Annotated in this window: 1 protein-coding gene; it reads left to right on the top strand. The window is 39.5% G+C overall.

Translation table 11 applies throughout. The annotated features are described in order from the left end of the window. A partial coding sequence (locus AC1DTM_RS30120) for an SDR family NAD(P)-dependent oxidoreductase (protein ID WP_477001666.1) occupies window positions 1–713 on the top strand: 713 nt, incomplete at both ends.

Below are 713 nucleotides of genomic sequence, written 5' to 3'. Positions count from 1 at the left end.
GTTGTGGCCGGAGCAACAAGAGGTGCTGGAAGAGGTATTGCGATGATGCTTGGAGAAGCTGGAGCAACTGTATATGTAACAGGAAGAAGTACAAAAGGGAATCTATCCTGTATGGGAAGAACAGAAACGATTGAAGAAACGGCAGAGCTTKTAACAAAGCAAGGCGGAATCGGAATCGCAGTTCGTGTTGACCATACAATAGAAGAAGATATTAAAGTTTTATTTACAAAGATTCAAGAAGAACAAAATGGACAGCTTGATATTTTAGTAAACGATGTTTGGGGCGGCGATCCTTTAACAGAATGGGAGAAACCTTTCTGGGAACACAACTTACATAACGGACTACTCATGCAACAAAGAGCTGTTCATTCTCATATAATGACAAGCCATTACGGTGTATCATTAATGGTACATAATAAAAAGGGACTTGTAATTGAAATTACAGATGGTGTCGATTATCAATACCGAGGCAATTTATACTATAGTTTAGCAAAAATCTCAACAATTCATTTAGCAGAAGCAATGGCGAAAGATTTAGAACAACACAATATAACAGCAGTAGCAGTTAGCCCAGGTTTCCTTCGTTCAGAAGCGATGTTAGATATATTTGGCGTAACCGAGGAGAATTGGCAAGAAGGAGCTAAGCAAGACCCTCATTTTATTGCATCAGAAACTCCTTTTTTCGTTGGCAGAGCAGTTGCAGCTTTAGCAAG

It is taken from the genome of Bacillus sp. P4_D3 (genome assembly GCF_056401855.1).
This window is presented reverse-complemented; position numbering and strand designations above follow the sequence as displayed.